The 18973-nt window shown below is 32.3% G+C and carries 24 protein-coding genes; 12 read left to right on the top strand and 12 right to left on the bottom strand.

All coding sequences use genetic code 11. The features are described 5' to 3' along the window. Window positions 1-21 precede the first annotated feature (21 nt). On the top strand, window positions 22-771 hold the full coding sequence (murB, locus tag ACYQ5R_RS11710) for a UDP-N-acetylmuramate dehydrogenase (RefSeq protein WP_460191140.1): 750 nt from the start codon (window positions 22-24) through the stop codon (window positions 769-771). Beyond that, the gene (locus ACYQ5R_RS11705) at window positions 752-880 is read left to right on the top strand and encodes a hypothetical protein (RefSeq protein ID WP_460191139.1); all 129 of its coding nucleotides are present in this window, start codon (window positions 752-754) and stop codon (window positions 878-880) included. The genes murB and ACYQ5R_RS11705 overlap by 20 nt, the downstream gene beginning before the upstream one ends. Here the strand turns inward: ACYQ5R_RS11705 and ACYQ5R_RS11700 are convergent. From ACYQ5R_RS11700 to ACYQ5R_RS11690, 3 genes are read right to left on the bottom strand one after another with little or no spacing between them, the layout of a single operon-like run. Beyond that, window positions 877-1866: a Stealth CR1 domain-containing protein gene (locus ACYQ5R_RS11700; RefSeq protein ID WP_460191138.1), complete on the bottom strand. Its 990-nt coding sequence runs from the start codon at window positions 1864-1866 to the stop codon at window positions 877-879. The genes ACYQ5R_RS11705 and ACYQ5R_RS11700 overlap by 4 nt on opposite strands. A 6-nt stretch (window positions 1867-1872) precedes the next feature. Beyond that, entirely contained in the window at window positions 1873-2622 is a 750-nt protein-coding gene (locus ACYQ5R_RS11695; protein ID WP_460191137.1) for a glycosyltransferase family 2 protein, read from the bottom strand. A gap of 12 nt (window positions 2623-2634) precedes the next feature. After that, window positions 2635-3450, bottom strand: coding sequence for a 2,3,4,5-tetrahydropyridine-2,6-dicarboxylate N-succinyltransferase (locus ACYQ5R_RS11690; RefSeq protein WP_460191136.1), 816 nt, complete (start codon window positions 3448-3450; stop codon window positions 2635-2637). Window positions 3451-3555: 105 nt separating this feature from the next. Between ACYQ5R_RS11690 and ruvX the strand changes: the two genes are divergently transcribed. Continuing rightward, complete coding sequence (gene ruvX / locus ACYQ5R_RS11685) at window positions 3556-3972, top strand: Holliday junction resolvase RuvX (RefSeq protein WP_460191135.1); 417 nt, start codon at window positions 3556-3558, stop codon at window positions 3970-3972. On the opposite strand, the gene ACYQ5R_RS11680 is transcribed toward ruvX, so the two are convergent. Then, entirely contained in the window at window positions 3965-4636 is a 672-nt protein-coding gene (locus ACYQ5R_RS11680) for a class I SAM-dependent methyltransferase (protein ID WP_460191134.1), read from the bottom strand. The two genes, ruvX and ACYQ5R_RS11680, sit on opposite strands and share 8 nt — an antisense overlap. Before the next feature lie 78 nt (window positions 4637-4714). On the opposite strand from ACYQ5R_RS11680, the gene def reads away from it, so the two are divergent. Genes def through ACYQ5R_RS11660 form a run of 4 tightly spaced genes read left to right on the top strand, consistent with a single transcriptional unit; the run spans window position 4715 to window position 7017 of the window. Beyond that, complete coding sequence (gene def, locus ACYQ5R_RS11675) at window positions 4715-5302, top strand: peptide deformylase (RefSeq protein WP_460191133.1); 588 nt, start codon at window positions 4715-4717, stop codon at window positions 5300-5302. 1 nt (window position 5303) lies between these two features. Next, a complete protein-coding gene (locus tag ACYQ5R_RS11670) occupies window positions 5304-5729 on the top strand; it encodes a DUF5606 family protein (protein ID WP_460191132.1) in 426 nt (141 codons plus the stop codon). Continuing rightward, window positions 5730-6509: a nucleoside triphosphate pyrophosphohydrolase gene (gene mazG / locus ACYQ5R_RS11665; RefSeq protein WP_460191131.1), complete on the top strand. Its 780-nt coding sequence runs from the start codon at window positions 5730-5732 to the stop codon at window positions 6507-6509. A 52-nt stretch (window positions 6510-6561) separates the two neighbouring features. Continuing rightward, window positions 6562-7017: a DUF1801 domain-containing protein gene (locus tag ACYQ5R_RS11660; protein ID WP_460191130.1), complete on the top strand. Its 456-nt coding sequence runs from the start codon at window positions 6562-6564 to the stop codon at window positions 7015-7017. A gap of 7 nt (window positions 7018-7024) precedes the next feature. On the opposite strand, the gene ACYQ5R_RS11655 is transcribed toward ACYQ5R_RS11660, so the two are convergent. The 3 genes from ACYQ5R_RS11655 to ACYQ5R_RS11645 all read right to left on the bottom strand — a co-directional run bounded on the left by ACYQ5R_RS11655 (window position 7025) and on the right by ACYQ5R_RS11645 (window position 11620). After that, the gene (locus ACYQ5R_RS11655; protein ID WP_460191129.1) at window positions 7025-7747 is read right to left on the bottom strand and encodes a peptidase associated/transthyretin-like domain-containing protein; all 723 of its coding nucleotides are present in this window, start codon (window positions 7745-7747) and stop codon (window positions 7025-7027) included. Window positions 7748-7883: 136 nt separating this feature from the next. Further along, window positions 7884-10337, bottom strand: a complete 2454-nt coding sequence (gene lon / locus ACYQ5R_RS11650) for an endopeptidase La (protein ID WP_460191128.1) — start codon at window positions 10335-10337, stop codon at window positions 7884-7886. Between the two features lie 161 nt (window positions 10338-10498). Continuing rightward, window positions 10499-11620 carry an acyltransferase family protein gene (locus ACYQ5R_RS11645; protein WP_460191127.1) on the bottom strand — a complete coding sequence of 374 codons (1122 nt, stop codon included), beginning with the start codon at window positions 11618-11620 and terminating at the stop codon, window positions 10499-10501. A gap of 155 nt (window positions 11621-11775) precedes the next feature. Here ACYQ5R_RS11645 and ACYQ5R_RS11640 point away from each other — a divergent pair, with 155 nt between their 5' ends. Genes ACYQ5R_RS11640 through ACYQ5R_RS11625 form a run of 4 tightly spaced genes read left to right on the top strand, consistent with a single transcriptional unit; the run spans window position 11776 to window position 14649 of the window. Beyond that, window positions 11776-12324, top strand: coding sequence for an RNA polymerase sigma factor (locus tag ACYQ5R_RS11640; RefSeq protein ID WP_460191126.1), 549 nt, complete (start codon window positions 11776-11778; stop codon window positions 12322-12324). Between the two features lie 10 nt (window positions 12325-12334). Beyond that, window positions 12335-12862, top strand: coding sequence for a hypothetical protein (locus ACYQ5R_RS11635; protein ID WP_460191125.1), 528 nt, complete (start codon window positions 12335-12337; stop codon window positions 12860-12862). Beyond that, complete coding sequence (locus tag ACYQ5R_RS11630) at window positions 12846-13916, top strand: DUF4097 family beta strand repeat-containing protein (protein WP_460191124.1); 1071 nt, start codon at window positions 12846-12848, stop codon at window positions 13914-13916. The genes ACYQ5R_RS11635 and ACYQ5R_RS11630 overlap by 17 nt, the downstream gene beginning before the upstream one ends. 13 nt (window positions 13917-13929) lie before the next feature. After that, window positions 13930-14649, top strand: a complete 720-nt coding sequence (locus ACYQ5R_RS11625) for a head GIN domain-containing protein (RefSeq protein ID WP_460191123.1) — start codon at window positions 13930-13932, stop codon at window positions 14647-14649. 61 nt (window positions 14650-14710) lie between these two features. Here the strand turns inward: ACYQ5R_RS11625 and ACYQ5R_RS11620 are convergent, their stop codons facing one another. The 5 genes from ACYQ5R_RS11620 to ACYQ5R_RS11600 form a co-directional block, all read right to left on the bottom strand. After that, window positions 14711-15889, bottom strand: a complete 1179-nt coding sequence (locus tag ACYQ5R_RS11620; protein ID WP_460191122.1) for a GlmU family protein — start codon at window positions 15887-15889, stop codon at window positions 14711-14713. A gap of 78 nt (window positions 15890-15967) precedes the next feature. Beyond that, the gene (locus ACYQ5R_RS11615) at window positions 15968-16828 is read right to left on the bottom strand and encodes a DUF5777 family beta-barrel protein (RefSeq protein WP_460191121.1); all 861 of its coding nucleotides are present in this window, start codon (window positions 16826-16828) and stop codon (window positions 15968-15970) included. A gap of 26 nt (window positions 16829-16854) precedes the next feature. After that, entirely contained in the window at window positions 16855-17640 is a 786-nt protein-coding gene (locus tag ACYQ5R_RS11610; protein ID WP_460191120.1) for a T9SS type A sorting domain-containing protein, read from the bottom strand. A 4-nt stretch (window positions 17641-17644) separates the two neighbouring features. Beyond that, window positions 17645-18178 (bottom strand): ankyrin repeat domain-containing protein, encoded by a 534-nt coding sequence (locus ACYQ5R_RS11605; RefSeq protein WP_460191119.1) that lies wholly within the window; start codon window positions 18176-18178, stop codon window positions 17645-17647. Beyond that, a complete protein-coding gene (locus tag ACYQ5R_RS11600) occupies window positions 18157-18543 on the bottom strand; it encodes an OB-fold protein (protein ID WP_460191118.1) in 387 nt (128 codons plus the stop codon). Before ACYQ5R_RS11600 ends, ACYQ5R_RS11605 begins: the two co-directional genes overlap by 22 nt. Window positions 18544-18610: 67 nt before the next feature. On the opposite strand from ACYQ5R_RS11600, the gene ACYQ5R_RS11595 reads away from it, so the two are divergent. Further along, window positions 18611-18973 (top strand): c-type cytochrome, encoded by a 363-nt coding sequence (locus ACYQ5R_RS11595; RefSeq protein ID WP_460191117.1) that lies wholly within the window; start codon window positions 18611-18613, stop codon window positions 18971-18973.

Raw genomic sequence — 18973 nt, 5'->3', positions numbered from 1 at the left:
ACCTCTTAATTAATCAAGGGCATGCAAATTATTGACAACTTCGATTTAACATCCTATAATTCATATAGAATTCAAGCTGCTTGCAAGACTGCCTATTTTCCTGAAACAGAAGCAGATGTTGTTAGTTTTTACAAATTAAAATCACCGTATATTTTAATCGGTTCTGGTCATAATATCATTTTTTCAAAACCATATTATGATAATAACTTTCTAATATTTAACGGCAATTACAATAATTACGAACTTGATTTAGCTAATAATGTAATTATTGCCGAATCGGGTATAACCATGTATGATTTAAGTAAAATTGCTCTTGACAATGATTTAAGTGGATTAGAAATCTTTTACGATATACCAAGTTCTTTAGGTGGAGCAATAGTTATGAATGCTGGTGCGAGTGGCGAAGAAATAAAAGACGTTATTGTTAAAGTTAGATATTTAGATCTAGAAGATTTTTCAATTAAAGAAGTTGCTAAAGAAGATATTGGATTTGAATTTAGAAATAGCTTTTTTCAAAAAAATACAGATAAGGTTGTATTAAAGGCTTGGTTAAAACTAAAATCTGGTAACTCAAATGAAATTAATTCTAAAATGGAATTGATTAAGGAGCAACGATGGAAAAAACAACCAAAGGATTTTCCAAATGCGGGTAGTGTTTTCAAAAGACCTAAAGGATATTTTGTAGGTGCAATTATTGAAGAATTAGGTCTTAAAGGACTCTCAATAGGTGGAGCCAAAATCTCAGAAAAACATGGGGGGATTTATTGTTAATTACAATAATGCTAAAGGACAAGATATTATTGACTTGATTACAATTATCAAACAAAAAGTAAAAGAAACTTACAATCTAGAATTAGAAGTAGAACAAAGGATTATTTAAATTTCTAATCGTTTCTCAATCCAATTTATAATGTATTCTTGGGTTTTGGAATCTGCCATTTCAAGACTTTGAAAACAGGTAAATAATTTGGAATTGCTTTTTTCAAACCGCTTTAGTTTTCGCTTTACACGTTTTAATTTTCTATACGATTGAAAATAAGTCAACTGTAGATTTTTTTTAATAATGGCAGTACCACTCTTAACTTCTAAATGCACACCTAAAGAAGAAACTATAAATTGATCTTTACTCCTAAAACGATACTTTATATTATTTATTAGTACTTCAGGATTTTGCTCAAAAAAAGAATCTATGGTAGATTTTCTAAGTGCTACTGGAGTATGATTTAGTTTCACATACTTGTTTAACCCTACAACCTTTGCCCCAGTTTGCTGTGCCTTTTTAGTCCCTTCTTTTACAACTTTTGGTCGAATCTTAAACAATGGAGCAACTTTTAAATATACTTTTCTAGCTTTTCTATTTTCATAAAACTCAGCCCATTTACCACGATAAATTGGTTTACCTTCTACAAAGAAATCGGTTACTTGAGTTTCTTTCATTAAAAAGAAATCGTCATTAAAAAATATAAAGTGTTCCGCAAGTCCTTTTATTCTCGTTAGCATTGGACCTATAGATCTAGAATTAAAAGTTGGCAAATATGACTCGAAGTCAGTAAATATTTCTTTGTGATCTACTAACCTAAGTTTTTTACCTTTTTTTTCTGCTAGTGCCTGAAGTTCACTAAAGTTTGGTGGTGTTTGGTTATCAGTAACAACAAATATGTTGCGAATAAATGGTGCAAATTTTATGATTGATTGTATACAATACACAATCTCATCAATAGACTGAAATCTAACTGTTTCTTTCTTATTAGACCAGTCTATTTTCTTCTCTAAATACGGATTGATTTTACGTTGCCATTGCTCATCATTACCATCCACCCAGGTAATTACTGCATCTACGTTTATATGATTAGAATTAAATGGCATGTCAAATCATTGAAGATTCTTTTTTAACGACCACAATTTAATATATCTTGTTAACACGCCATAAGCCTGTGTAGATGCCAACACAAACCCCGGAAAACCGTCTAAAAAACCTCTTCGAATAATATAATGAATAAAAAACCTTGCCGGAGGTTTTATACCAACATGGTAAAAATTAACTGCGCGACCTTCACCTAACAATCGTTTTGCTCTTAAGGCTGCGTAATGGTTTAATTTCGCTATATAATGGTCAAATCCACGATACGAAAAGTGTTCGAGTTTATTCTTGCAAAATCCAACGTCGCCATTTGCCTTAATTACTTCATGTACCAAATTCCCATTATATCTACAGAAGTTTCTATTGAATAATCGAATTACCTTATCACGTTCCCAACCTCCATGATTGATCTTTCTTCCGATAAAGTAAAATGTTCGATACACAAAAAAACCAACTTTATCAGTAGACGATAAATCTAATGCTTCTAACTCTGCTCTCAAGTCATCAGTAACACGCTCATCTGCATCTAAAACATAAATCCAATCATTACTTGCCCGATCAATCGCAAAATTTTTCTGGGTAGAAAAATCATCAAACACGCGCTGTATAGTTTTAACACCTGCTTTTTTAGCAAGGGCAAATGTATTGTCTGTACTATACGAATCAATAACAATTACCTCATCAGCAAAAGCCACTGATTTTATGGCAGCTTCAATGTTATCTTCTTCGTTAAAGGTTGGTATGATTGCGGTTATTCTCAAACGAATTTTGTTTTATACAGCTACGTTATTCTCTCTTAACGCATCGTTTAAAGATGTTTTCTTATCAGTACTTTCTTTACGCTTGCCAATAATTAAAGCACAAGGAACTTGGTACTCACCAGCTGCAAACTTTTTTGTATAACTACCAGGAATCACCACAGATCTTTCAGGCACTCTTCCCTTCATCTCAACAGGTTCATCACCAGTTACATCAATAATTTTAGTACTCATTGTCAAAACAACATTGGCTCCAAGAACAGCTTCTTTCTCAACATGTACACCTTCTACTACAATACATCTAGAACCAACAAAAACATTGTCTTCTATTATTACGGGCGCAGCTTGTAACGGCTCTAGAACACCACCAATTCCAACACCACCACTCAAATGAACATTTTTTCCAATTTGAGCACAACTACCAACAGTGGCCCAAGTATCTACCATAGTACCTTCATCTACATAGGCTCCAATATTCACATAACTTGGCATTAATATAGTACCAGAAGAAATGTAAGACCCGTGTCTTGCAACTGCATGAGGTACAACACGAATACCTCTTTCGGCATAATTTCTTTTTAACGGAATTTTATCGTGATACTCAAAAATACCAACTTCAAAAGTTTCCATTTTCTGAATAGGAAAATATAGCACAACAGCTTTTTTAACCCATTCGTTTACTTGCCACCCATCAGCCACTGGTTCTGCAACTCTTAAGGTGCCTTTATCTAATAAATCAACAACTTTTCTTATAGCATCTTGCGTAGTTTCTTCTTTTAGTAACGCTCTATCTTCCCAAGCGTTTTCAATAATTTGTTGTAATTCTGTCATCTCATTTTTTATTAGCAGAGCAAAGATAACCAACCCAATAAATTATTGGGTAAAAATGTACTTTTTATTTATATGCTTATTTTTGTCGCAACTTTAAAAAGAAACATGGCTCGAATTTTAGCGTTTGATTACGGAACAGTTAGAACAGGTATAGCGGTAACGGATCCAATGCAAATTATTGCTTCTGGATTGGCTACTGTTTCTACTAAAGATATTTTTAAGTTTATTACGAAGTATTTACAATCTGAGCCAGTAGAATTATTTGTCGTGGGACAACCCAAACAAATGGATTATACAGATAGTCAAAGTGCGGACGCTATTGCAACATTTATTTCTAAATTAAATTCGACTTATTCAAAAATTCCAGTGGTTAAAGTAGACGAGCGATTTACATCAAAAATGGCGTTTGATACTATGCTATCAAGCGGACTAAAGAAAAAGCATCGTCAAAATAAAGGCTTAATAGATGAAATAAGTGCCACCATTATTTTGCAAACCTATTTAGATCAGAAACCTATTTAGTAATTATAAAATCAAATCTGTAATGTGCATAAGGCAATTCGGAAGGCTGTTCTAAATAAGTCCCATTAACTCCTAATTTAGTACAAATCAATTCGAGTTCAGAACGTTTCCAAAATTTACCCATATTATTTTTCCGCTGTAGTTGCTGTTTTAAAAATCGTGCTTTTTTAATAGGGGTATCATAGAAATGGAATAACTTATCTTTATTAGTAATATCTCCAATAAAAATTACTCCTCCAGGTTTAAGAACAGTTAATAATTGCTTTATTAAACGAGCACCGCCTCTTTTCTTAGTAAAGTATTGCAACGAAAATTGTAAGTAAATTTTATCAAAGGATTTGCCTTCTAATACAGAATGCAACTCTAACGCTGAACCCAAAATATATTGAGAGTTCTTTTGTTTACTCTTAAGTTTAGCCACATTTAATAATGCCTCAGATTGATCTACCCCTACTATGCCATGGCATTTTTTTGCAATAGCCTCAGTTAAAATTCCATTACCACAACAAACATCAAGCACCTCATCTATTTTAGAAATGTTTAAATTTCTAATGATGTGATTAATGGTTAGCTCCGTACTTTTCGCATCTTTCCGCTGCACCTGAGCTATTAAATCCCCTCCCTGTTTTGAGGCGTGATCATTCCAATATTTTTTCCAATTCATTTGTGAGGCATTATTCAATCAAAACTACTAAAATTAATGGCATTTATTATATTTTTGCATTTTTAAAATGTTAAACAAATGGTCCTACCAATAATCGCATATGGCGATCCAGTTTTACGCAAAGTTGCAAAAGATATAACCCCAGAATACCCAGGGTTAGAGCAACTTCTTGAAAACATGAAAGAAACCATGAAAAATGCACATGGAGTTGGTTTAGCTGCCCCTCAAATTGGAAAAGCAATTCGCATATTTTTGGTTGATACAAGACCATTTGCAGAAGATGATGATTTAGATGCTGAAGAGCAAGAATTCTTAAGCACTTATAACAAAGTTTTTATCAATGCCAAAATTTTAGAAGAAACTGGTGATGAGTGGGCCTTTAGTGAGGGGTGTTTAAGTATACCAGATGTAAGAGAAGATGTTTTTAGAAATGAAACATTGACAATAGAATATTACGATGAAAAATTTGAAAAGCATACTGAAACGCTTTCTGGTCTTGCTGCTCGTGTGGTACAGCATGAATACGACCATATTGAAGGCGTATTATTTACAGACAAGTTATCATCGTTAAAAAAGAGATTAATTAAAAAGAAATTAGATAATATTTCAAAAGGTAAAATCAATCCAGAATACCGAATGAAATTTTATAACGTGAAGAAACGATAATATGAAATTAGAAGAAATTATTGCTGTTACTGGCAAACCAGGTTTATATAAGATTGTTGCACAATCTAACTCAAGTGTGATTGTGGAATCAATGCAAGACAACAAACGTTTTCCAATTACTGCTACGCATAATATTAGTGTTTTAGACAATATTGCAATCTATACGTTCGAAGAAGAGGTACCTTTAAAATTAGTATTTAAAGCGATTGCAGAGAAAGAAGAAGGCAAAGAAACTATTAGCCACAAAGAAAGTGCAAAAAAACTTGAAGCTTTCTTTGCTGAAGTGCTACCAAACTACGATGAAGAACGTGTGTACGCATCTAACATTAAAAAAGTTGTTCAGTGGTATAACATCTTAGTAAAAAATGGGTTTGATTTCTCTACCATTACAGAAGATGACGAAGGAACTGAAACGTCTGAAGCATAAATGAATTCTAGAGCCCAACAACTGCAGGCAATTGATAGACTGCTCACCATAATGGATGAGTTGCGCGAGCAGTGCCCTTGGGACAAGAAACAAACCATACAAACATTGCGTCACCTTACCATAGAGGAGACTTATGAGCTAGGTGACGCGATATTAGATAATGACCTAGAAGAAGTAAAAAAAGAATTAGGTGATTTATTACTTCATATTATTTTCTACTCAAAAATTGGTTCTGAAACCAACGATTTTGACATTGCCGACGTAGCTAATTCCATTTCAGATAAACTTATTCATCGCCACCCACATATCTATGGAGACATTGATGTAAAGGATGAAGAAGAGGTGAAACAAAATTGGGAAAAACTAAAACTAAAAGAAGGTAAAAAATCTGTTTTAGAGGGTGTTCCAAAATCACTCCCCGCTATGGTAAAAGCCAATCGTGTGCAAGACAAGGTTGCAGGAGTTGGGTTTGATTGGGAGCAACCAGAACAAGTTTGGGAAAAAGTTCAAGAAGAATTAGCAGAACTTAATGACGAAATTAAAAGCGGCAATCAAGATGCCATAGAAAGTGAATTTGGCGATGTGCTTTTTTCTATGGTGAATTATGCTCGTTTTATTAAAGTTAATCCAGAGGATGCTTTAGAAAGAACCAATAAGAAATTTATAAAGCGTTTTCAATATTTAGAGCAAGCAGCTAAAAACGAAGGTAAATCTTTACACAACATGTCTTTGGATGAAATGGATGTTTATTGGGAAAAAGCAAAGACTTTTTTCAAATAGCATTTCTTTATTTGGTTCTTTAATTTTTCTAACTTTATTTCAACAGAAAGTAATGAAAATTGATGCCAACTCACAAGAAGAATACATTTCTAAAATTCCAGAAGACCGAATTCCGCATTTTAAAGAACTACGCCGTACAATTTTAGATAATATCCCAAATGGATTTCAAGAGGTAATGAGTTACGGCATGATTGGTTATGTAGTACCCAAAAGTATTTATCCAGCAGGATATCACTGTACTCCAGAATTACCGCTACTTTTTGCCAATATTGCATCTCAAAAGAATTTTATTGCACTGTATCATGCTGGTATTTATGCTAGTCCTGAAATTTTAGAATGGTTTGTAATTGAATATCCTAAACATTGTAAGCGTAAATTAGATATGGGTAAAAGTTGTATACGTTTTAAAAAAGCAGAAGAAATTTCTTTTGATTTAATCGCACAACTAATGCAAAAATTTACTGTTGAAGATTGGATTACTTTATATGAAAAGAATATAAAGCGATAATTTTAGATCAAAGTTTTTTAAACTCATATGCTTTTTTTACTAAGGTATCTACAAACAGAAATTTATTTTCAGTCTTTAGCAATTCATAATTTATCATTTGCCCTTCGCAATAATCAAAAAATAGAAATTTCTTTTCTATAGGAATCTCTAATGTCTGAAGTAAAAATTCATCATTAAAGTATTCATTTGTCTCAAAGAGCGCATATAAATCGTCAAAACTTATAGGTACAAATACTTTAGTTACTCTTTTTTTCTTTACGAATAATCCAGCAACAAATTTTCCAATCATAATAAAATCGATTCCACCTGATGGAGATTTACCATATTTATACGGATGCTTTTTTATATCCTCTTTAATTATTTCGTTTAAGGCACTCGTATATTCTTCGGTGTTAAAGTCATTTTTATAAGCACCATCAACAGTTACTTCATCTAATTGATTCATACTTTCCTTTAATTGAATTACTTGAATTTCTTTTAAATGATGCTTTTGAACTGTTAGATATTGGATTTCATAAAAGCTAGATCTAAATACAATAGAATCATTTATTTGTGCAATAATGCTAAAATTTCCTTGTTCATTTGAATAGATTGTTTTTCTTTTAGAGAGATTTGTAACCTCTATAAAAGGCGCCACTCCAGTATCTGTATATATTTTACCAATCAACTTTTCTTGAGCCATTAGCTGTATTGATAGCAAGAAGAACAGAAATAAAAAAAGTTTACTCATAAATTGATTAGAACATCGTAACGAATGTATTTAAATACCTTAAACAACATTTATAACAAACTCATAAATAAACCTTAAAGAACGTTAATGTGTTCGTTACACATAAAAAAAGGAGATCAATTTGATCTCCTTTCTATTAAAACTTTATTGCTCCTTTTACTTTTTGCTTGAGCAGCGCAATATCAATTACTTCACTCATCTCGGTAACGTAATGAAACTTCACTCCTTTTAAATATTTCTGATTAATCTCATCTACATCCTTCTTATTGTCTACACATAAAATTATTTCTTTAATATTTGCTCTTTTAGCAGCTAAGATTTTCTCTTTAATTCCACCAACTGGCAATACCTTTCCTCTCAAAGTAATTTCACCAGACATGGCCAATTTAGATTTAACTTTTCGCTGGGTAAATACAGAAACTAGAGAAGTTAACATTGTGATACCTGCACTTGGTCCATCCTTTGGAGTCGCTCCTTCTGGAACATGTATATGTACTTTATACTCGCCAAAAACTTTTGGATCTATACCAAAGGTATCAGCATGTGCTTTAATATATTCTAATGCAATTGTTGCTGATTCTTTCATTACAGTGCCTAGATTACCTGTAATAGACAATCCTTTACCCTTAGAGACCAAAGATTCTATGAATAAAATATCACCTCCTACACGTGTCCAAGCCAAACCTGTAACAACACCTGCAACATCATTATTTTCATATTTATCACGCTCTAAATGCGAAACTCCTAAAACTTTTTCAACAGTTTCTTTAGACACCTCAATATCATACTCCTCTTCCATTGCAATAGATTTGGCAGCATAACGAACCATTTTAGCAACTTGCTTATCAAGTCCTCTAACACCAGATTCACGCGTATACCCCTCTACAATCTTTTCTATTTGAGGTTTATTAAGCTTTAAATGTTCCTTTGTAAGTCCATGCTCTTTTAACTGCTTTGGCAACAAATGCTTTCTCGCAATTTCAACTTTCTCTTCAATGGTATAACCACTTACATTAATGATTTCCATACGATCTCTTAAGGCCCATGGAATAGTAGATAATGTGTTTGCGGTGGCAACAAATAAAATCTTAGAAAGGTCGTAACCTAATTCTAAATAATTATCATAAAACTCGCTATTTTGAGCTGGATCTAAAACTTCTAACATTGCTGCAGAAGGGTCACCATTATGCGAATTTGATGCTAACTTGTCTATTTCATCTAATACAAATACTGGATTTGAAGTTCCTGCCTTTTTAAGACTTTGCAGCAAACGCCCTGGCATTGCGCCAATATAGGTTTTACGGTGTCCTCTAATCTCTGCCTCATCTCGCAATCCACCTAAACTCATTCGCACATACTCTCTACCTAAAGATTCCGCTATAGATTTACCTAAAGATGTTTTTCCAACTCCTGGAGGACCATGTAAACAAATAATTGGTGATTTCATATCGCCCTTTAGCTTTAATACAGCTAAATGTTCAATAATACGCTCCTTCACTTTTTCAAGACCAAAATGATCTCTATCTAAAATCTTTTGCGCTCTTTTTAAATCGAATTGGTCTTGTGAATACTCATTCCAAGGTAACTCAATCATTAAATCTAAATAATTGCGCTGTACAGAATATTCTGCGACCTGAGGATTCATACGTTGCAGTCTTCCTATTTCTTTATCAAATTTTTCTGCTACCTCTTTCGGCCACTTTTTAGATTTTGATTTTTCTTTTAGCTCTTGTAATTCCTCATCATAAGAAACTCCACCTAACTCTTCTTGAATCGTTTTTAATTGTTGATTCAGGTAGTACTCACGTTGTTGCTGATCCATATCAGAACGCGTTTTATTTTGAATATCATGACGCAATTCTAGCTTTTGCATTTCTTTAGTCATGTATTTTAAGGTCAACAAAGCACGTTCTTTTAGATTATTCTCGTTTAACAAGGCTTGCTTCTCGTTTACTTCTAAATTCATATTAGAAGCAACAAAATTCACTAAGAAAGCGCTACTCTCAATATTCTTAATTGCAAAAGAAGCCTCCGAAGGAAGATTCGGGTGAATCTTAATGATTTTTAAGGCCATCGATTTTATAGAATCGATAATCGCTTCAAATTCTTGTTCTTTAACTTGACTTCTATCTTCGTCAACATTTTTTGTTGTTGCTCTTAAATAAGGTTGTTCTTGTGTTATTCTATCTAATTCAAAACGCTTCGTACCTTGAATGATAACCGTTGTGTTACCATCAGGCATTTTTAACATTTTCAAAATTCTAGCAACTGTACCAACTCTATTAATATCTTCAATCCCCGGACTCTCAACTAACTCGTCTTTTTGAGCAACTACCCCCATTATTTTATTACCTCCATTGGCATCTTTAATTAATTGAATAGATGCATCTCTACCCGCAGTAATAGGAATTACCACACCAGGAAATAGAACCGTATTTCTCAACGGAAGAATCGATAATTCTTCTGGTATACTTTCTCTATTTATTGCTTCTTCGTCTTCAGGAGTCATTAATGGTATTAACTCAGAATCTCCTTCAAACATTTGTTGTAATGACAGATTGTCAATTTTTATGAATTTCGTATCGCTCATATTTATTTAGGGTCATTTTGTCACAATTATCAGTAACTCAAACACTGCACAAAAGTACTCCTATTTACTAACTTACTGATAACGTGCATATTTAAACACAATTAAGGTTTATCTCTGTTATTATTTGACAAGAGTTATGCCAACGTAAACAGTACGTGTTTTTAGGATGAATATTTTCTATCTCTATAATTCAAAATAGGTTTCTCAAACAATCTATAGAGTAACTCAGATAAAACTAAAGTAGCTGATACAAAGATAAATGACCAGAAACATCTTTCATAGAAGTGTAAAAAACGAGAGTCATAAAATTTTTCTATACTCAATAGAACTATGGAATAATTTATGAGATAAACTGCATAAGATCTCAAGCTGAGATATGAAACTAATTTTGAAAATACACCGTTAAAATGAATCGAGGTAAGATATGGAAACATTAGACCAAAACTAATAATAACCATATGCAAGTAGATAAAAACATAAAACCACAGAGCTGACTCCGGCAATAAATTATTTAGGGCAATAATAGCATGAGCTAGTATAAATATGATTAATCCTAAAACAAAAAACACACCCTTAAACCTCTTAAAAAAATGTGGAAATGCTCGAACAAAATATATAAGTATAAATCCAATATAAATAGCATCTAATCTGAATAATACAACCTTTCTAAAAGTTCTACTCCAAGCTTTATAAGATTCTACCTCAACAATATAATAATAGTAAACTTTAAAAAATTGTAGAATGAATATGACAACTAATGTAGTATATAAAAACAATTGAGACCTATTATTTTTTTTAAAATACTTAATAACAGCATACAACAATAATGGTAAAAATAAGTAGGCATATTCCTCTATTGATAAGCTCCAAGCCTCTGTAAAAAAATTAGGGTGAGCATGTTCAAAATTTTGAAGAAAGATAAAATAATACCCAAGTTGATCCGGCAATTTTTTACATACTAAGAAATAAATAAAAATATTAACAAATAGAATAAAAAAATAATTAGGTAATGTTCGAAACCAACGTCTTTTCCAGAAATTTAATAGATCGTTAAAACTGGTTTTATTTTGTTCTATATTTTTCAATATAATCCCACCAATTAGATATCCACTTAACACAAAAAATAGATCAACTCCTAAAGCTCCTAAAACTCTTAAAAAAGTAACTAATGAACTTTCAGACTCAGGAAATAACAAAAAACTAAGATGTGAAATAACAACCAAAGTAATTGCACTTGCTCTTATTAAATCTAAACCAAAATTTCTATTATTACTATAATTCAAAAGGCAATGAAAAAATTTTAATTAACAAATTAACTGAAATTAATTTATATAGCCACATCAATTAATATGATGTATTTTTAGATAATTTTTAAAATTCTTTAACTAAAACTGTAACAGTTTAACAGCTGCCATGTCTTTTTAACAGAAACGATTCATTGCAACATACCGAACAACATATTAGAACACTTTTGCAGAAATGTGAAAGAGGAGAGCAAAGTGCTCAATTGGAGATTTATAAGCGTTATTATAGAGCAATGTATAATACAGCACTTAGAATTCTAAACAACAGCTTTGATGCTGAAGATATGATGCAGGAATCGTTTTTAATTGCATTTACCAAATTGAGCACTTTTAAAGGAGAAGTAACCTTTGGCTCATGGTTAAAACGAATTGTGATAAACAAATGTTTAACACAACTTAAAAAGAATAAACGCTTTGAAGAAGTAAAACTAGAAGTAGTAGCCTCTAATAATACAGAAGAAAATCAAAATTATTCTAATGTAGCAACTGAGGTAGTTTTGAAAAAGATAAGCGAATTAAAAGACAATTACAGAGTGGCATTAACACTTCATTTAATAGAAGGATACGACCACGAAGAAATTTCTGAAATTATGCAAATCTCAAATCAAAATAGCAGAACTACTATTTCTAGAGCAAAAGAAAAATTGAGAAAGATAGTATTGAGTGAAATAACATTAAACTAAAAAGTAGCAAATGAAAGAAAATTTTACACAACTTTTTGATCGCGACTTTGATGTGCATGAACCATCTGAAAACCATTTAAAAAAGTTTGAAGCTCGTTTAAAAGCCCAACATCAACCTGCAAGCAAGAAACCATGGTCTTGGATAGGTATTGCGGCCTCAATTGTATTATTACTTGGGGTATGGCTTGGGCAAAACATACAAACTGGTAATGGATTAGAATTAGCAGATATATCTCCTCAGATGGAAGAAACACAAGTTTATTTTGCTTCACTTATTAGTACTGAAATCGAAAAAATCAACAGTCAAAAAACACCAGAAAATCAAAAAATTATTGATGATGCTTTTAAAAGATTAGAGCATTTAGAATTGCAATATGTAAACTTAACAATTGAATTAAAAAATAGTGATAGTGACAAACGTGTAATTTTTGCAATGGTTTCAAATTTTCAGCAACGTGTAGAAGTATTGCAAAACGTAATAGAACAGTTAAACGAATTAGACCTTATTAAAACAACAGATCATGAAACAGTATTATAAGATATTATTTCTATTCCTTTTACTACCAACAATTGCTGTGGCAAATAGTTGGAGAGGAAAACATACAAAGACAAAAACAATCACGAAAGAATTTAATGTAAGTGCTAATGCTGATGTTATTTTAGATAATAGATATGGTAGCATTGACATTACTACATGGAACCAAAATAAGGTTGCCTTAGAGATTAAAGTAAAAACAAATAGTAATAATGAACAGAAAGCCCAAGATAGATTAGATGATATTCAAATTTTAGTGAGCGGATCAAATAGCGAAGTGTCTGCTAAAACTCAAATTGGAAAGAACAACAATTCTTGGGGTTGGTTTAAAGGAAACAACAGTGTAAACATAGACATTGAATACATTGTTAAAATGCCTAAATCAAACAACCTTGATGTAGATATGGACTATGGAGATGTAATGATAAGTGATGTAGATGGTGAAGTATCAGTGAATTTAGATTACGGCAAATTAATCGCGGGTAACTTACCAAATAATGGGAATAGCATAAACCTTGATTACTCGAGAGGATCATCGGTTGAAACTATGGGAAATGTTACCATTAATATCGATTATTCTTCAATTGATATTACTTCAGCTGGTGATGTAGACTTAAACACAGATTACAGTGACACTAGTATAGATAACGCGAGTAATGTAAAATTCAATTCTGATTATGGTAGTATAAAATTAGGAATCGTAAACTCTTTTGAAGGAAGTAGTGACTACGTAGCTCTAAAAGCAGATAAGATTTTAGAAAATCTAGTAGTTGATGCAGACTATGGAAGTTTAAAAATTGGTGAATTGGGTCCAAACTTTAAAAAGGTTAGTGTTACTACAGATTATCTTGGCGTAAAACTTGGAGTACCTGCAAGCAGTTCTTTTAAATACCAATTAGAAAGTAAATACGGTGGGATTTCGGTACCAGATGGGGTTAACAATATAAAACAAATAGAAAAGTCTACAAGTAAATATTTCGAAGGGGATTACAACGGTAGTAATGGAAATATTTATATAAAAACTTCTTACGGAAGTATAAAAATCTATAAAATCTAAATAATCATTTGCCATGAAAAACTTAAAAACAATTTTAATTTGCTTTTTAGCAATTGCAACAACACAATCATTTGCCTTTGATAGAAAGATAAAAGGAAACGGAAACGTAGTAACTATTAATAGAACAACAGAAGAATATGATACAGTTGCTGCTGGAGGATCTTTTGACGTAGAACTTGTTAAAGGCTCTGAAGGAAATCTTACCATTCAAGTTGAGGAAAATTTAGCTGAATATTTAGTTACAGAAGTAAAAAAAGGTGCCCTTAAAATTAAGTGGAAAAAAGGATACAGCATTCGACATAAAAAAAGTGTAAAAGTTATCGTACCAATTGAAAGTATTAATGGAGTATCTCTCGCAGGCAGTGGTCAAATCACTTCTACTACAACCATTAAAACAAATGATTTTGGGATAGCCCTTGCTGGTAGTGGAGACATTGTTTTAGAGGTGAATGCCACCTCATTAAAAGCGAGTATAGCTGGAAGTGGTGATCTAGAACTTACTGGATCTTCAACAAGTACAGTTTGCTCTATTGCAGGTAGTGGTAGCTTTGATGGCTATGAGTATGAAGCTGGAGATTTAGAAGCTAAAATTTCAGGAAGCGGTAATATCAAAGCAACAGTTAATGGAGACTTAAATGCTAGTATAGCCGGATCTGGAAATGTAAAATACAAAGGAAATCCAACCACTCAGAAGGTTAAGGTTAGTGGCTCTGGAAACATTTCTAAAATTTAAAAGAACACAACTACGCCAAACTTAAAAAGGGAACTTTCTTAAATGAAGTTCCCTTTTTTATTTATTGAAAGTTTCTGTATTTATCTGTAATCTCAAAAACGTGATTTAGAATAGCCTCTTCATGATCATCAAATTCAAAACCTTTACGATCCATAACGGCTGATGCAACTTCGTTCACCTTGTTCATTTTGAAAGTCGTAAAACCTGCACTTCCTCCCCACGCAAAAGAAGGGACAAAATTTCTAGGAAAACCTGCTCCAAATATATTAGCACTAACACCAATAACTGTTCCTGTATTAAACATGGTATTGATACCGCACTTAGAATGATCTCCCATCATTAATCCGCAAAACTGCAATCCGGTTTTTGCAAATCGCTCTGTTTCATAACTCCACATGCGTACTTCTAGGTAATTATTTTTAAGATTCGAATTATTAGTATCTGCACCTAAATTACACCACTCACCAATAACAGCATTTCCTAAATAACCATCATGGCCTTTATTAGAATTAGCAAACATGACTGAGTTATTTACCTCTCCTCCTATCTTACAATTAGGTCCAATGGTTGTGCCTCCATAAATTTTAGCGCCCATTTTTATAACACCTTTATCACCTAAAGCAAAAGGACCTCTAATTGCAGCATTTTCAAGTACTACTGCATCTTTACCAATATAAATGGGACCTTGAGTTGCATTCAAAATAGCCACTGTTAATTCTACTCCTTCTTCTACAAAAATATCTTGCTTGTTAAAACAGGTAACTGTATCCGGTATATCTGCCGATTTTCTACCTTCGGTTAAAAACTCAAAATCCTCACGTATCGCAGCATAATTAAAACTGAATATATCCCAAGTATTTTTCAATTGCATAAGTTCTCCCTCATACAACACTTTTACATATTCATCAAAATTCTCATTTTCCTGTGTATCTGTCGCATAAAAAGCAACAACTACTTCTCCAAAAACGATGACCTCATTTTCTTTTAAAGCTTTTACTTTATCTACCAAATCCGAAGTAGGAACAAAAGAAGCATTAATCATAATATTTGCCTCTAATTCTATCATTGGATATTTATCTCCTAAATAATCTTCTGTAAGAGTTGCAGTAGTAAGACCTAGTCTTTTCTCCCATTTTTCTCGAATTGTTAAAATACCAACTCTAATATCTGCAACAGGTCTGGTATATGTAAATGGCAACAATGCGTTTCGTGTTTCACCATCATACAAAATGTAGTTCATAAAAGTACTTTTTCTTGCGCAAAGATAGTAGATATCCCACCTTGTACAAAGAATTAATATAAGCTAAGAATTAGGTTTTTAAAAAACTCTTGATAAGTTAAAACCTAAATAAATATCTCCTTCAGACCAATCTCCTGTTGCATTTGTCAAAAATCCCGCGTCATACATGGGTTGTGCATTGGTTAAATGCAATTGAAATACATGACCTCCAGTTTCAATATCAACACCTAAAGACAGTGGGTTCCTAAATGGACTATTTGAAGCTCTATTAAAATGGTATGCATAGTCCATATTTATACTCACATACTTACTTATTTTATATCTACCTCCAGCACCTAAGGCGAATTGTGTATTCTCCTGTAAATCATTTTCCACAAAATTTTCATGAAACAAAATTGGTGAAATTTGCAATGATAGTTTATCAGTAAATTTTCTAGAGATCAATGCTTCCGTCAAATAGGTCAGTCGATGTTTAAATTCGAAATCTGTAAATTGATCTTCATCAAAAGCAGTATTTGCTGCAACACTACTAAATCCAACAATGGTAAAAGGAAAGCCACCCTTTTCTTGCTGAACAAACCTATATTTAAAAGCTAAATCATATACTTTATTGTACGAACTTCTCGAAAAACCCACATTAAACCAATCTGCGAAGCTGTATATTAAACTAAATCTAATAGATGAGGTATCTAAGCCAAAAAATTCATCTAAACCTCCTTTTATTGAGCCGAAGCGATGCGCAATAATAAAAAAGAAATCTTTTTCGGCAACAAGTTTTGTTGATTCTATATTAACTATTTTAAGCCCTTTAAATGCTGAAGTGACGGTACTATCTACCTCAATTTCTGATTCTAGTTCATCTAACAAATCTTCTTGGGCGAATGATTTAAATGACAATGCTAAACAAAACAATAGCATTAGTAGGGTTAGTCTACGCATGTGCACAAATAATTGACAATATTAAATTATTGAATGATTACTGATTTACTATGACTTTTACCTTCAGAACTCAAACGAACTAAGTACATACCACTCGTTAAATTATCCGTAGGCACACTGTTATCAACTCTACTAATCAATTTCTGTTGCACTTTTGTACCCAGATAATTGTAAATTTCTACCTCTGCATTTTGAAAACCTTGAGGAAGACCAATATTGATAAAGTTTCGGGCTGGATTAGGATACATCGTAAATTGCGCTAATTCAAAAGTGTCTGTTGACAAAAGAGGAGAGAAAGAATTACTTGCAGCTACTCCTTTATTGGAAAAACCATGGTAACCAACGCTTAAACTACTTGAACTTCCTCTTGCCCATGCCAAATCTATTGAAGTATCAGAATTTGAAAATTCAAAATCGTTTGCATCAGAACCAGTCAAACCTCTAGTTGCTACTATGGTTCTTATACCTCCTGAAATATTATTAGAAATCAAACTCCAATCATTCGTATCATTTACTGGGCCACCTCCTCCAATATAACCATCTTCTAAACCTGTACTGGTATAATAAAGTAAATCTGAATTAGACCCCATAACATTTGAAGATGTTGGTGCACCAATAGCAAGTGCAAACCATCTGTCACTTGGACCAGTTAAAGTTACAGTAACCATGGTTGATGAAACTTCAATCTTTGCCGTCATTTCAAGCCCAGAATCTGAAGAGAGTACAATATCTCCCGTACCTATAGTCTGACCAAACGTTATACTTGTAATAAAGAGCATATTACAAATAAGTATGTATGTAATTTTTTTCATAAGCTTAAATTTTAAGTAGTTTTAGTAATTCGTTATTGTTTGTGTTTTTGACATAATCATATGGTGTTTGACCTCTAATGTCTTTTATGGTAAGATCTGCACCCGCATTAACTAATAAAGAAACCATTTCTTTATTCTTTATAAAAGCCGCATAATGTAGGGCAGACATTCCTGTATTTTCTACCTCGTTCACTTTGGCTTTAGCTTCAATTAATAATTTTGCAATATCAACATCTCCCTTAAATACGGCCGCCATTAAAGCAGTACCATTAGAACTCAGGCTATTTACATTAACATTTTTTTCTATTAAAAACGTAACTATTTCTTTATTACCATTATAGGCAGCTAAGATTAAAGGTGTAAACCCTTCTTTATTTGGTTTTGAAATAACACTTGAATCTGCCTCATATAAGACTTGTATATCATCTATGGAACCATGACGACAAATATCATATATATTGTATTGGCCAAAAGTTGTAGTAGTAAAAAGTATAATACTACATACGAAAAGAGATTTTATTTTTTGAGGATTTGACATTGATCAACTTTTACTTGTTCCAATAATTCATCAAAACCTATGCACCTCCCCTTAATCATGACTGAATCATTTAAATTTATAGTCGAAACTATTGTATCAAATGTACAAAAAATAACGTTATCAAGGGTTATTTCACTAACTGTTAATTCTGTAATTTTACCTGTCACAAGAATAGTCTTGTCTAAATAATTAACATTTGCTTTGCTATAGTTAAAAACAAATGCATCTTTTAATTGAGTACCTCCAATAATTATATCAGTAGATTCAGATGAAATATCACGATGATCTTTATAGATGTATTGATACAGCCCAAATAAAGAAACAAGTAAAAATAAAACAACAACTAGAATTCTTTTTTTTCTCATACGACCATAAATATGGTTTAAAGTTAATGATTTTATATCTTTGTTGTTAACTGTTAATTAGTTCTACATGAAGAAAACTTATTTTTCAAATTTAATAATGGTTTTAATTGGTGTTTCACTGCTTAATTGTTCATCAGATAGTACAGACGATTTAACACTGCCAACAGATCCGATATCGTACAGTAATGAAATTAAATCTATAATGGATAATCATTGTACGAACTGCCATAGTGACCCTCCAATTAATGGAGCACCAAACGCTTTAGCCACCTACGCACAAGTTCGAATAGCTGCTGAAAGTGGCATTTTATTGGATAGAGTTGAATTAGCACCGGGCAGTCCTGGTGTAATGCCTCCTTTTGGAAGTACTTTAACTTCAACACAAATTGACTTTATTAAAGAATGGATGGAAAATGGATATATTGAATAA

This window comes from Urechidicola sp. KH5, assembly GCF_054661455.1.
Note: the sequence above shows the minus strand (reverse complement) of the source record. Positions and strands in the feature narration are given on the sequence as shown.